The 13,638-nt window shown below is 68.5% G+C and carries 11 protein-coding genes; 3 read left to right on the top strand and 8 right to left on the bottom strand.

The window, feature by feature from the left end; genetic code table 11:
• Positions 1–7: 7 nt before the first annotated feature.
• A complete protein-coding gene (locus tag SNAS_RS00390) occupies positions 8–1,066 on the bottom strand; it encodes an NAD(P)/FAD-dependent oxidoreductase (RefSeq protein ID WP_013015368.1) in 1,059 nt (352 codons plus the stop codon).
• 165 nt (positions 1,067–1,231) lie between these two features.
• Here SNAS_RS00390 and SNAS_RS00385 point away from each other — a divergent pair, with 165 nt between their 5' ends.
• Positions 1,232–2,116 carry an RNA polymerase sigma-70 factor gene (locus SNAS_RS00385; protein ID WP_013015367.1) on the top strand — a complete coding sequence of 295 codons (885 nt, stop codon included), beginning with the start codon at positions 1,232–1,234 and terminating at the stop codon, positions 2,114–2,116.
• Positions 2,117–2,153: 37 nt separating this feature from the next.
• Positions 2,154–2,609 carry a hypothetical protein gene (locus tag SNAS_RS00380; RefSeq protein WP_013015366.1) on the top strand — a complete coding sequence of 152 codons (456 nt, stop codon included), beginning with the start codon at positions 2,154–2,156 and terminating at the stop codon, positions 2,607–2,609.
• Positions 2,610–2,631: 22 nt separating this feature from the next.
• Here the strand turns inward: SNAS_RS00380 and SNAS_RS00375 are convergent, their stop codons facing one another.
• The 7 genes from SNAS_RS00375 to SNAS_RS00345 form a co-directional block, all read right to left on the bottom strand.
• The gene (locus tag SNAS_RS00375) at positions 2,632–4,521 is read right to left on the bottom strand and encodes a CASTOR/POLLUX-related putative ion channel (protein WP_013015365.1); all 1,890 of its coding nucleotides are present in this window, start codon (positions 4,519–4,521) and stop codon (positions 2,632–2,634) included.
• 139 nt (positions 4,522–4,660) lie between these two features.
• On the bottom strand, positions 4,661–6,844 hold the full coding sequence (locus tag SNAS_RS00370) for a (Fe-S)-binding protein (protein ID WP_013015364.1): 2,184 nt from the start codon (positions 6,842–6,844) through the stop codon (positions 4,661–4,663).
• A gap of 126 nt (positions 6,845–6,970) precedes the next feature.
• Complete coding sequence (locus tag SNAS_RS00365; RefSeq protein ID WP_013015363.1) at positions 6,971–7,834, bottom strand: hypothetical protein; 864 nt, start codon at positions 7,832–7,834, stop codon at positions 6,971–6,973.
• A 17-nt stretch (positions 7,835–7,851) separates the two neighbouring features.
• Positions 7,852–8,181, bottom strand: a complete 330-nt coding sequence (locus SNAS_RS00360; RefSeq protein WP_013015362.1) for a hypothetical protein — start codon at positions 8,179–8,181, stop codon at positions 7,852–7,854.
• Entirely contained in the window at positions 8,160–8,687 is a 528-nt protein-coding gene (locus tag SNAS_RS00355) for a hypothetical protein (protein WP_013015361.1), read from the bottom strand. The genes SNAS_RS00360 and SNAS_RS00355 overlap by 22 nt, the downstream gene beginning before the upstream one ends.
• Positions 8,678–10,135 (bottom strand): hypothetical protein, encoded by a 1,458-nt coding sequence (locus SNAS_RS34680; RefSeq protein ID WP_013015360.1) that lies wholly within the window; start codon positions 10,133–10,135, stop codon positions 8,678–8,680. Before SNAS_RS34680 ends, SNAS_RS00355 begins: the two co-directional genes overlap by 10 nt.
• 8 nt (positions 10,136–10,143) lie before the next feature.
• Entirely contained in the window at positions 10,144–10,500 is a 357-nt protein-coding gene (locus SNAS_RS00345) for a hypothetical protein (RefSeq protein ID WP_144300354.1), read from the bottom strand.
• 188 nt (positions 10,501–10,688) lie between these two features.
• On the opposite strand from SNAS_RS00345, the gene SNAS_RS00340 reads away from it, so the two are divergent.
• A complete protein-coding gene (locus tag SNAS_RS00340; RefSeq protein WP_013015358.1) occupies positions 10,689–13,493 on the top strand; it encodes an AfsR/SARP family transcriptional regulator in 2,805 nt (934 codons plus the stop codon).
• Positions 13,494–13,638: the final 145 nt, after the last annotated feature.

Raw genomic sequence — 13,638 nt, 5'->3', positions numbered from 1 at the left:
CACTGGTTCAGGCTCCCCAACCGGTGCCGGCGCCGAACTTCGCGCCCCGGGTCGCGAGCTCCTTGAGCGCGACCCCGGTGGCCCCGGCCGCGAAGGACTCCTTGGGGTTGTCGTCGGCGTCGGTGAACTGCACGACCGCGTCCCGGCGGCCCAGACTCACGCCCCGGCCCCGGAACCGCATGACGAAGGGTTCCAGCTCGCGGCCCCGGAGCAGTCGGGCGCAGGCGCCGCCCACGTAGCCGCCCTGCGGTATCGCGCACTGGCAGGAGAACCGGGCGCCCGGCACCGCCGCGCAGTCGCCGACCGCGAAGATCCGGTCGTCGGAGACGCTGCGCAGGTACGCGTCCACGATGACCTGACCGTCCTCGTTGACGGCGAGACCGCTGCGCGAGGCCAGTTGTGGGACGCCGCTGATGACCGCCCACAGTGACAGGTCGGATCGGAACCGGTCACCGGATTCCAGACGCACGACGCCGTCGGTCACCTCGGTGACGCTGTCCTCGACGAGGTCGACGTTCATCCGTTCCAGTTCGGTCAGCACCCGTTCCCGCGCCCCCAGCGAATAGCTGTGCGCGATCGCGGCGCCGATGAGCCGCACCCGCAGTTCCGGTCGGGTGGAAGCGATCTCGGACGCGGTCTCGATGCCGGTGGGACCGGCGCCGATGACCGTGACGGTCGCACCCTCACCCAGCGCGGCCAGGCTCCTGCGGGCCGCTTCGGCGCCGTCCCACGACCCGACCGGCACGGTGCCGGGCATCGGCCGCACCGTGCTGCCGACGGCCAGGATCGCGTGGTCGAAGTCGAACCGGGCGCCGTCGTCGAGCACGACGGTGCCGTCGCCGATCTTGTCGACCGTGCCGACGCGGGACCGGATTCCCTTGCGCAGCATCGCACTGAACGGCCGCGCGGCCCTCGTCGTCGCGGCGATCCGCTGGTGCAGCCGCACCCGTTCCACGAACTGCGGACGCGGATTGATCACCGTTATCTCGGCGTTCCTCGCCTTGCGGGCCAGTTTGTTCGCGGCCATCATGCCCGCGTACCCGGCGCCGACCACCACTACCTTCATTGCGGCCTCCCATCGGAAAACTGTTCGCACACAAGACACCGGCCGACCGCTCCTTGCGACAACTTCGCGCCGTGAGCTCGGCCACCGGCGACGGGATGTCACAGATGGCTGGCCGCCGGTGTCTTGTGGGTGGCACCCTCGACAGCCCACAGACAGGAGCCACCGATGACCGCAGGCCGCGCGGAGACCGGTCCCGACGCCGCCACCGATGCGTTCGTGGCGCACCGGAACCTGCTGTTCACGGTGGCCTACGAGCTGCTGGGCTCCGCCGTCGACGCCGAGGACGTGCTCCAGGAGACCTGGCTGCGGTGGGCGGACGTCGACCTCGACACCGTGCGCGACCACCGCGCCTACCTGGTCCGCATCGCCACCCGCCAGGCCCTCAACCGGCTGCGCACCCTCAGCCGCCGCAAGGAGTCCTACGTCGGGCCGTGGCTGCCCGAGCCGCTGCTGACGACACCGGACGTCGCCGAGGACGTCGAACTGGCCGACAGCCTCTCGACGGCGATGCTGCTGGTCCTGGAAACCCTCACCCCCACCGAGAGGGCGGTCTTCGTGCTGCGGGACGTGTTCGCCCTCGACTACGACGAGATCGCCGAGGCCGTCGACAAGACCCCCGCGGCGGTCCGCAAGGTCGCCCACCGCGCCCGCTCCCACGTCGCCGCCCGCCGCCCCCGGGGCGAGGTGTCGCCCGCCCAGTCCCGGGCGGCGCTGGAGGCGTTCCGCAGCGCCGTGGCCACCGGCGACCTCCAGGGCCTGGTCGACATCCTGGCCCCGGACATGGTCATGCTCAGCGACGGCGGCGGCATCGTCACGGCCCTGCCCAACCCGATCGTCGGCGCCGACAAGGTGCTGCGGCTGTTCGCCGCCTCGCTCGACACCTTCCTGCGGGGCGCGACGCTGGAACCGGTGCGGGTCAACGGTTTCCCGGCACTGTTGATGCGGGTCTGCGGGAAACTCGACGGCGTCCTGACACTGCGGCTCGACGACGGTCTGGTCTCGGGCCTGTACTACGTCCGCAATCCTGAGAAACTTTCCCGGGTTCGCTGACACTAGATGTCAGTGAAGCGGCCATATCGTCCCGCGCATGGACAATAATTTCGATTTCCTCGTCGGTACCTGGACCTCCAAACAGCGTCGGCTGCGCGAGATCCTCAACGGCTGCGACGAGTGGTACGAGTTCACCGGCGACCTCAAGTGCTGGAGCATCTGGGACGGCGCCGGGAACATCGACGAGGTGACCTTCCCCGACCAGGGCTACTCGGGCGTGACGGTGCGCCTCTACGACGCCAAGACCGACGAATGGTCGCTGTACTGGGCGTCCAGCCGGTCGCCGATGGCGCTGCCGCCGCAGGTCGGCAGGTTCGTCGACGGCCGGGGCGAGTTCTACGCCGACGACGTCTTCAACGGCGAGAAGATCAAGGTGGTCTTCATCTGGTCCAACATCACCGCGACCACCGCCCGCTGGGAGCAGGCGTTCTCGCGCGACGGCGGCGAGACCTGGGAGACCAACTGGGTCGCCGACTTCACCCGCACCAGCTGACCGAGTCCGGGCTGGCCGGGGATCAGTCCTCGGCCAGCACGATCACCTTGTCGCCGGCCTGCATCGTGAAACCGGCCGCCTTGTCCGGGTTGAGGACGACACCGAAGGTGGGCGCCTGGCTGGACAGTGCCGCCTGCCGGTAGCCGATGGCCGTCTCGCCGCGACGCCTGGCGCTCTCGGCCACCGTGTAGAAGTTGAGCGGCATGCCCGGCCGGACGTAGTACTCGCACGGCTTCAGGTAGATCTCGCTGCCGTCCGGGTCGAACAGGTCGTTGAAGACCTGCGACAGGTGCGGGTTCTCGGCGGTCTGGGTCAGCATCAGGCTGATCAGCTTCTCGCTGACGATGAAGTCGTCGGCCTGGGTCACCTGGGCCAGGCCCCGGTTGCGGTCGTCGGCCATCTCGCTGACCACCTTGTAGCGCTGGCCGGACTTCTCGGCCATGTCGCGCAGGTGAAGCAGCGTCACGAGGGTCTTGGAGTCGGCCAACTGCGCCGGTACGTCGTCGCGGCACAACACGATGACGTGGTCGTAGCTGGCGACGTTGAGCGACTCCAGCAGCGCGCGGCTGGTGGTGTCGTCCTCCTTGAAGTTCACCGACTGCACCTTCATCTGCGGCCCGAGGCGACGCAGCTGGGTGGACATGTCGCCGTGGTCGGAGACGACGTCGGTGGTGGAGCCTCGGGACACGTAGGCGTCGAGCTGTTCCAGAACCGTTGGGGTGCGGGCGTTCCAGCCGAGGATGAGGGTGCGTTCGGGACGGGAGCCGTGCTCGCCGCGCGCCACGATGGCCTTCTCCTCGATGTACGGCTGCGCGCCGTCCAGCACGATGGTGCTGTCGTCCTCGGACAGCATGATGAGCCGGTCGCCCGGGTTGACGACGGTCGAGGACGGCGGGTTGATGCGGCTGCCGGTGTTGGGGTTGTAGATGCCCATGAAGCTTGAGACGCGGTACGCGTGCACCACCTGCTGCACCGTGCAGCCCACCAGCCGCGGCTCCTCGACCATGTACATCTCGTCGCCGCCGAAGTCCAGCAGGTCGGTGTAGACGACCGACAGTCCCGACTGCCGACAGGTCTGCACCATCAGCCGCGCCATGATGTCGTCGCCGTCGACGACCTGGGCGCGGGGCCCACCGGCCAGCCGGGCCGCGGGCAGGTTGCGACTGTCGGTGACCGCTCCCACCACGTGCGGTCCGTCGGTCTTCTGCCCGCCCTCGGTGACGGCGAGCAGGCTGCGCACCAGCTGGGCGTCCGGGTCCTCCTCGTTGGAGGTGAGCAGGACGATGCCCTTGGCCTGCTCGGGGTTGACGATGGCGATGTCGTCGGGGTCGGCCGGGTCGCCGGTGCGGCACACGACCTTCGTGGTCTTCAGGTCGGAGAGTTTGGCCCGGATCTCGTCCTCCATCTCGACCTTGTCGCGGTCGGCCAGGATGGCGATGCAGGCGCGTTTCTCGCTCTCGTTGGCCTCCACCAGTTCGGAGATGACGGTGAAGACCTGGTCCGACCAGCCCAGGACGACGGTGTGGCCGCTCTCGACGACCAGTGAGCGGCCCTTGCGCAGTTCCTCCAGCTTGGCGTCCAGACCGGTGGTCAGAATACCCACAAGGGACGAGATGATGACCAGACCGCCGATGGTGATCACCAGCATCATGCCGATGAACAGCGGAGTAGAGGTGTCACCGGTGATGGTTCCCGGGTCGATGACGTGGATGAACGCCGTCCACAGGTTGGCGGCGAACCCTTCGTCTTCGGCCTTGGGGTCGATCAGCGAGGCCAGCACGGCGAGACCGGCACCGATGGCCACGACGACCAGGGTGATGATGGTCAGCCAGCTGATCAGGGCTTTGGTGCCCTTGGACATGGTGTTGTCGAACCAATAGCGCGCACGCTGGCGGAAAGTGGGCTTTGACATGAGGGGTGGGGGTCCTTCCTGCGTCCCGCCGGACAGCACCGCAACATAGCAGGAAAGATCGCGCCCCGTCGTTTCGGAGTCGGGGCTGTGATCCAGTCAGGACTAAGTGTTTGTGCTGGTACTTGGCGTGACGTAAGGGTTACTCGCGAGTGTTTCGCAGTAGGATCTGTGCCACATCGACGACTTCCACGTCGTCTCCGGCACCTACCGCGTTCACACCGTCATTGATCATCGTGGAACAGAATGGACAGGCGACCGCTACGGTTTTGGCGCCGGTCTCCACCGCTTCGGTACTTCGATTGATGTTAATACGTGTACCGATCTTCTCCTCCATCCACATGCGGGCCCCACCGGCACCGCAGCAGAAGGACTTCTCGGAGTTGCGGGGCATCTCGGTCAGGCCGGTGGCCGAGACCTCGCCCAGCAGCTCACGCGGCGGGCTGAACACCCGGTTGTGGCGGCCCAGGTAGCAGGGGTCGTGGTACGTGACTCCGTTCTCCAGCTTGGTGACCGGCTTGAGCCGCCGTTCCGCGATCAGGTTGGACAGCAGTTCGGTGTGGTGGATGACCTCGTAGTTGCCGCCCAGTTGGCCGTACTCGTTGCCGAGCGTGTTGAGGCAGTGCGGGCAGGTGGCGACGATCTTGGTGACCTTGGCCTCGTTGAGGGTCTCGACGTTCTGCTCGGCCAGCATCGAGAACAGGAACTCGTTGCCGCTGCGGCGGGCCGGGTCGCCGGTGCAGGTCTCGCCGTTGCCGAGGATGGCGTACTTGACCTCGGCCTCGTACAGCAGTGTCGCCACCGCCTGGGTGGTCTTGACGGCCTTGTCGTCGAAGGCACCGGCGCAGCCGACCCAGAACAGGTACTCGAAGTCGGGGCTGGCCGAGTCCACCCGCGGCACCTCGAAGTCCAGGCCCTTGGTCCAGTCCTCGCGGGTGTTGGGGGCCGCGCCCCACGGGTTGCCCTTGTTCTCGAGGTTGCGCATCAGGGTCTGCGCCTCGGACGGGAACGCCGATTCGATCATCACCTGGTGGCGGCGCATGTCGACGATGTGGTCGACGTGCTCGATGTCGACCGGGCACTGCTCCACGCAGGCGCCACACGTGGTGCACGACCACAGCACGTCGGGGTCGATGACGTCGCCGACCAGCGACTTCTCGGCCTCGGCCAGCGCGTCGGCGGGCACGTCCTTGAGCTGTTCGGCGGTGCCGGTCTCCTCGCCGAGCGCGTCCTTGCCGCCTCCGGCCAGCAGGTACGGGGCCTTGGCGTACAGGTGCTCGCGCAGGTCGGTGATGAGCAGCTTGGGCGACAGCGGTTTGTCGGTGTTCCAGGCCGGGCACTGCGACTGGCAGCGTCCGCACTCGGTGCAGGTGGTGAAGTCGAGCAGGCCCTTCCAGGTGAACTGTTCGACCTGCCCGACGCCGAAGGGGTCGGTCTCGGGGTCGGCGTTCTCGAAGTCGATGGGTTCGCCGCGCACCATGAGCGGTTTGGCCGCGCCCAGCGAGACCGGGCCGTCGGCGTTGCGCTTGAAGTAGATGTTGAAGAAGGCCGTGATCCGGTGCCAGCCCAGGCCCATCGTGATGTTGCGGCCCAGGATGTAGAAGAACAGCCAGGAGATGATGATCTCGACCAGCGCCACGATGGTGATGGGGGTCAGCGCGGCCTCGCCGAGGCCCGACATCGCGCCGCCGATCGCGTTCGAGATCGGTGCCGCCCAGGCGGGGACGTCCAGTTCACCGGCGGCGACCTTCAGCGACCGGGTGATGAAGTGGCTGGCGATGATGCCGAAGATCGTGGCCTCGATGTAGAAGCCCTGCCACTGCCGGGACCGCTCGAACCGGGAGGTGGAGGTGCGGGTGTGCGCCTCGGACAGTTCGGTGCCCTCGGGCCGTTCGGGAGCCGGGTTGTTCCGGGGCTGGTTCAGCATCCGCACGACGAACAGCGCGACGATGCCCGCGATGCCGAGGGCGCCGATGGTCTCGGTGTACAGCAGCCACAGCGACCAGTGTCCGACGAAGGGCAGTGTCCACGTCGGATTGATGACCTTGAGGTACGCCTCGACCAGGACCGGGAACAGCGTGATGAAGGCGACGAAGACGAACCAGTGCGCCGCGCCGACCAGTGTCCACTTCAGCATGCGGGTGTGGCCGACGGTCTCGCGCAGCATGGTCTTCAGCCGTACCGCGCCCTTGTTGCGACGGGTCGGGTCGGGCGCGCCGAGCTTGATGATCCGGACCATGCTCATGCCGGTGCGTGCGAAGACGGTGATGGCCACGATGGTCACCACCGCGGCGATCAGGGTCGCGACGATCTGAACGACGCCCATGGCTTTGGCTCCTTCACCTAGGCCGCACATGTTACCGGCCAGTAGCATAGTCGCCCACCGGCCATGTGGCTACACCATACGGCTCAGGAATGCCCCGGCGCCCCGGACCGCTGTACGAACCCGTCGCTAACGACGGGTCGCGTACCTCCAGTCCTGATCACTGAGCGTTCCGGTGGCGACCTCCGGCGGCAGCATGATGGGTTTGTCCACATAGGCTTCGAAGACCGAGGTGAGTGCGACGCGAATCTGGCTCTGCTGAGCGGTGGTCTGCTCGATCAACTGGTCCACCTTTCGCTTCATCGTTTTGATGATCAGCATGGTGTCGTCGGTCGGCAGCTGCATCGCCGCGCTGACCGCGGAGGAGCCCTTGATTCCCGACACGGCCTCGCCCACGGCCTTGGCCGCTCCACTACCCAGACTGCCCACTATTCCGCCACTGGCGACGGAGACCAGCGTGTCCAGGATCGCGCCCAGCTTCTGCCGCTCCTTCTGCTGGATGTCGTATCCGTGCCTCTCCAGACTGTCGATGGTCAGGTTCGCGATGTTGAGCAGGTCTTCCTGGGTCGCCAGGACGTGCGACGAGTGAAGCTCCATCAGGCTGGACAGCACCGCCGCCATCTCCTGTTGGTGCAGCAACGCGAATTCCATCTTCCCGATGTGGCTGTGGAACGCGTAGCCACCGTCGCTCCTCCAGGTCTCGCACAACTTCTTGATGCGTTTGGTCTGCGACTCCAGGCTGCCGTTCGGGTTCGCGTTTTTCGCCAGGCTGGTCTTCCCCGACTCGATGCGTTTCGAGGCGGCCTTGGCCGGACTCGGGTCGCAGTTCGCCAGGCGCCCATACTGGTGGTGCATGAGTGGCGAGAGTTCGCGCACGAAGTCGAGCCACTCCTGCTGTTCGAAGACCCAGCTGCCCTTCCTGCTCTCGGCATAGATGATGGCGGTGCCGATCGCGTCGACGGCCTCGTGAATGGCGCCGGTCATATTGGTCATGGTGGTCTCCGTGATGGTTATTCGCCGACAGGGGAAGTGGTCGCCGTGATGCTTCGCGCGTTCGCTCCATCGACGGCGCGGTAGGCGCCCAGCACCTCGATCACCGCGTGAACGGTGTCCTTGACACGTTCGTTCGCCTTGTCCAGCTCAGCGCAGACGCTGGTCACCGTGGACTGGAACGCTTCGAGGGTGGGCCCGAAGACGTCTCCGTCGAACGCGGGCTCGATGCCCTCGAGACCGGACTTGATCTCCTGGGACGCGGTGGAGGTGTTCGTGATTATCGGGGGCAGCTCGTTGCGGGCGATGCGGTTCAGGTTCGTGAGCACTACTTCGATGTCGTCCGCCATGAGGCTGTCCTTTCCAGTGGACGGGGGGTCGCTGTTGCGGTGGTTCGGGACTTGGCCGTGATCAGCTCGGCGTGACGGGTCATGGCGGACAACAACGCGTCCCGCAACTCGTCGAGGAGCTCGGGTTCGGAGATCCGCCGCAGCGTGCCGGGGTGCAGGCCGACCGCGGTCACGGTCTCCCCGCGCATGCGCACCGAGACGTTCCCGGCGCCGGATGTCGTCACGGTCTGGGGTTCGTCCTGGAGTTCGGGGTCGGCGTCCGACCGGCTCGGCATGCCCCACTGCGCGCGCAACACGCCGAACGCCTTGGCCGCTCCCTTCCGGTAACCGGTGATCGCTCCGTTGACGGCGGCGGTGAGCTGGGTGCCCAGCGAACGTTCGGTGTGCCTGTCGACGGTGCCGGGCTCCAGCTTGACCTGAAGACCCGCGGCGTTCGACATCCGCGCCTGGACGGATTTGTCGGGAGACGTCGCCATGACGTTCAGCCGCTCCAATGTCAGATCCATCGTTCTGCGTCCTTTCTGGATAAACCTTCCTGGTGGGACATCGGTGGGCTCCACAGCGTCTCCTCGTCGGGCGTCGTCTCGGCCCGGGGCCTGCGGCGGCCCAGTTGTGAGACCGGCCCCGGATCGTGCTCGACGGTCGGGCGGCTGGTGATCACCGACGGCACCGTGCGTCCGGGAGTCCAGAACTCGCCCAGCGGTCCGTCACCGTGGTTCGTCTCGTCATCGCCGCGCCGCCGTCCGACGCGGCCACCGGGGCCCGGCGCGGCGCCGCTGGCGGGCTTGGCTCGCGAGGAGCCCACGACCGGACGGTTGAGTCCGCCGCCGCCGAAGTGCGATGTGGACGAACGGACGCCGGGGGTGGCGCCGGTGCCGCGGCGACCGGCCACGCCGTCCTTGCCGATCAGGGCCTTGGGGGCTTCGGTGCCGCCCACGGCCGGGCGGGAGCCGATCACCGGACGGGTCAGCGAACCCGGGACCCGGGTGCCCGGTCCGGGAACGTTGGTGCCGGGGCGGGAGCCGATCACCGGACGCACCGTGGGGCCCGGCGGCCGAGGGGTCGGCCGGGTGCCCGGTACCGGTCGGGGCGTCACACCCGGTCGGGGTGCCGGGGTCGGCGTCGGACGCGGCCCGAGGCCGGGCCGGGGCGCGGGCGTCGGCTTCGGGCCCGGACCAGAACCCGGCCCCGGACGGGGAACGGGTGTGGGTCGAGGTCCCGGCACCGGGGTCGGTGTGGGAACCGGGACCGGCCGAGGGCCGGGTGCCGGGCCCGGATCGGGTGGCAGCACCGAAGCTGGCTGGGGCGCGGGTGGCGCGCCGCCGGGGCCCTGTAGCTCGGGTCCGCGTCCAGACGGCGGGTTCACCGGGTCCCGCGGGTCCCGCGGGTTCACCGGGCCCCGGGGCTCGCCGGGGTCCCTGGGCTCGACGGGGTGGTCCTCGGGCAGGTCGACGCCCGGCATCGGCGTGAACTGGTGATGGTCCGCCATGGCCGCGCGGCTCAGGTCGTTGTCGCCGGACACCTCGTCCATGACGGCACGCGCCGCCTCGTCGTAGGACCGGCGCCGCTCCTCCCGAAGCCGGGACTCCGTGCCGTCGGTGGGCTCGGAGCCATCCACGTCGCGCCACTCCTGCTGGATCCGCAGGACCTCGCCCTGCGACCTGGCGGCGTTGCTCGCGATCCGGTCCCAGGCGCTGGCGTTGAAGTCGGCCGTGTCGGACGCCCACCGCAGTTCGTCGTGCCGCGCCCTCAACTCGGCGAAGTAGACATCGGCGGCGGCACCCGCCCAGGACGGCCGGGCCTGGTCCAGCCGCTCGCTCAGCCGGGTCGCGTACCCGTCCAGCAACCGGTGCAGCTTCCGCCATCCGGCGGCCTGATCGAAGAGCCCGCCGGGACGGTCCCTACTCACCATCTCGGCGAGCTCGTCGATGTCGTACGCGTCGAATTCACCCATGACGCCTCCTAGACCGGGCCTTCGCCGTGTTCACGGGGCAGCCGCAGCACGTCGCGCACCCGCCGGACCTTCGCGGCGTTCAGGCCGTCCTGGTTCCTGAACGCGTGGATCACCGCGCGGGTGGAGCGGCTCATGCCCGTGAACCCGGCGGCCACGTCGGCCACCAGCTTCTCGGCCGCCCTGCGGACCTCGTCGTGCCGGTTCATGGTCTGCGCGGCGGGTACGTTACGGGGATCGGCGCCGTAGTAACGACTTCCGCCCTCCTCGCCCTGGATCTCCCGCATGATCCGGTTGGCGTCGGTGCGGAAACGCTCCGCGTCGGCACGCAACGCCTCGGCCAACGCGAACACGTTGTCGGTCCGCATGTCGACCGGACCCTTCGATCCGTCTGGTAGGGACATCGCCTCGTCCGTTTCTCGATGGTTGATGAGGTGGCCCATGCTCTCCGGATCCGATTTGGTAGTGATTTGGTGACGCTCGGCGTCCGGCATACTTGCCGCACATATGTCGCCCCGCCGATACGGCGGGGTGAGATCGAAGGCGAGGCACCGCGGTGAGATTCGAGACTCTGGGGCCGCTGCGCGTCTCCGACGAATCGGGCGTGCTCCCGCTGCGCGGCAGGAAGGCACGGGTACTGCTGGCGGTCCTGGTGAGCCGGGCCGGCGATGCGGTGCCCATCGACGTGCTGGCGCGGGCGATCTGGGACGACAAGGTGCCCGACACCGCGATCAAGACGCTGCGCTGGCACATCCATCAGCTCCGGAGGCTGCTCGGGGACGCGAACCGCATCACCTACGACGACGGCGGATACCGGCTGCGCGCCGATCCGTCCGAAGTAGACAGCTTCGGGTTCGAGCGGTTGTGCGCCGACGGCTTCGCGGCCCAGCGTTCCCGCGACCCCGTGATCGCGGCCCGCTGTTTCACCGAGGCGCTGAAACTGTGGCGCGGGCCGGCGTTCGGCGATCTGGTCGACTGTGGAATCCTGCGCGACGAGGCCGCCCGCCTCGACCAGCTGTACCTGGACGCCACCGAGCAGCGCCACGGCGTCGAACTCGACCTCGGCAACCACGAAGAGGTGCTGGCCGAACTGACCGAGCTGGTGGAGCGGTACCCGTTGCGCGAGAACCTGCGCGCCCACCTGATGGTGGCGCTGTACCGCTGCGGACGGCGGTCCGAGGCACTGGAGATGTTCCGCGCTGGACGCGAGCTGTTCGCCGAACAGCTCGGCCTGGATCCGGCCCCGAGACTGCGGGAGCTGGAGAAGGCCATCCTCAACTCCGATCCGGCCCTCGACCCGCCGTCGGCCACCCGGTCCGGTCCCGCCGAGCTGCCCCGCGACATCGCCACCTTCACCGGACGCGAGGCCGAGGTCTCCGAACTGACCGAGCTGCTGGTCACCGATTCGATGACGCCGCTGGTGATCTCGTCCATCAACGGCGGCGGCGGAGTCGGCAAGTCGGCACTGGCGATCCACCTGGGACACCTGGTGCGCGAACGGTTCCCCGACGGACAGCTCTACGTGAACCTGCAGGGCGCCACCCCGAACGCGGAACCGCTGGAACCGGCCGAAGTGCTGCGACGGTTCCTGCGCTCACTCGGAGTCGGCGGCGACGACGGGATCAGCGAGGTCGCGGAACTGGCGAACCGGCTGCGCACCGCCACCAACGGCAAACGGATGCTGTTCCTCTTGGACGATGCCCGCGACAGCGGCCAGGTGCGTCCGCTGCTGCCCTCGGAACCGCGGTGCGCGGTGCTGATCACCAGCAGACGAACGCTATCCACACTGGATGGATCGGTGAACCGGGCCCTGGACGGACTGTCGGACGCCGACGCGGTCACGCTGCTGGAACGCCTGGTGGGGACGGACCGGGTGGCCGCCGAACCCGAGGCGGTGCGACGGCTGCTCGGCTGGTGCGGCGGAATGCCGCTGGCGCTTCGGATCTGCGCGGCCCGACTGGTGGCGCGTCCCCGGTGGTCGGTCGCGTCGCTGGCCGACGAACTGGCCGACGAGACCCGTCGGCTGTCCGAACTGGAGGTCGACGACCTGGCGATCCGCTCCAGCTTCGCGGTGGGCTACCGGCAGCTGTGCGAGGACTCCGCATCCGCCGCGCGGGTGTTCCGGCTGCTGGGTCTGCACGACGGTCCGGACTTCACCACCCGGCACGTCGCGGCACTGGCCGAGCTGGACGAACCGGACGCCGAGCGATCACTGGCCGAACTGACCGCCACGCACCTGGTCGAGCCCGCCGGTCCGGGTCGCTACCGCACGCATGACCTGATGCGGTTGTTCGCGCGGGAGCGGGTCACCGCCGAGGAGTCGGCGGCGGAACGACGAGCGAGCGTCGAACGGGAACGCCGGTTCTATCTGGGGACCGTACGGAACATGCTGGGGGTGTGCGAGCCGGGCATGCGCAATCGCCTCGGGCTGGTGCCCGAGGAGTTCGTCCGGCACGGCGTCCGATTCGAGGACGCCAAGTCGGCTTACGCGTGGGCGATGGCGGACACGGCGAACCTGCTGGCCATCTGCCGGGCGGCCATCGGCGGCGGCGCCACCGACGACCCGGACTTCACCGCGACCACGGTGACGGTTCTGGGCCCGGTACTGGTGATCCGCGGTTCCGCCGGGCCCATGGCCGACCTCCATGAGCTCGGGATCAAGGCCAGGAAATGGGTCACCAAACCGGATCTGCGCTTCTTCATCTCCACCGGCGCCGCCGAGCTGATGCGGGTCGCCGGCAAGCACGACGAGGCGCTGCGACACCTCGAGGTCGCCATGTCGATCTCACGCGAGCAGGGCTGGCGGGTACGGGAAGGCTGGATCCTGGTCGGTGTGGGCACGATGTACTGGTGGATGGGCGAACTCGACCAGGCCACCGACCATCTCGACCGCGCGGTGGCCATCGCCGCCGAGACCGGCGACCGCGCGCTGGAGGGCTCGGCCACCTCACATCTCGGCCATGTGCACGCGGAGTCGGGTCGGCACGACGCCGCCATCGAGGCGATGCGCAAGGTCCTGGCGTTCGCGCAGGACTCGGGACGGCCACGAGGCCGGGTGGAGGGCATGATCTCGCTCGGCCGCGTGTACCAGCTGGCCGACCGGCCCACCGAGGCACGCGACTGCTACGAGCGTGCGACCGCGATGCTCGACGAGACCGGGCTGGCGGGTACCCGGTACGAGGCCGAGGCGCTGTGGGGGCTGGCCGACGCCGGGCACGCGCTCGGCGAAACCGAACTCACCCGTGAGCGGTGGGACCGCGCGGCGAAGCTCCTGTTCGACCTGAAGTTGATCGACGCGGGCGAACGCGACCACATCATCTCCGTTCCCGAACCGGATCGTCCGAAGGCGATACGGTACTGACCAGCGCTCCCGGCCACGGCTCCAACCGGGATTGGCCGGTCGACGGGGGCGACTGGCCGATGGGCAGTGGCGATCGAGATGTCGCCATATATACCGTTCTAGCGGTGAGGGGCATAGAAGATGGCAGCATGAGCGGGCCCGGGGG

This window comes from Stackebrandtia nassauensis DSM 44728 (assembly GCF_000024545.1).
Taxonomy (GTDB): domain Bacteria; phylum Actinomycetota; class Actinomycetes; order Mycobacteriales; family Micromonosporaceae; genus Stackebrandtia; species Stackebrandtia nassauensis.
The sequence above is the reverse complement of the archived record's forward strand: the minus strand, read 5'-3'. Positions and strand labels throughout refer to the sequence as shown.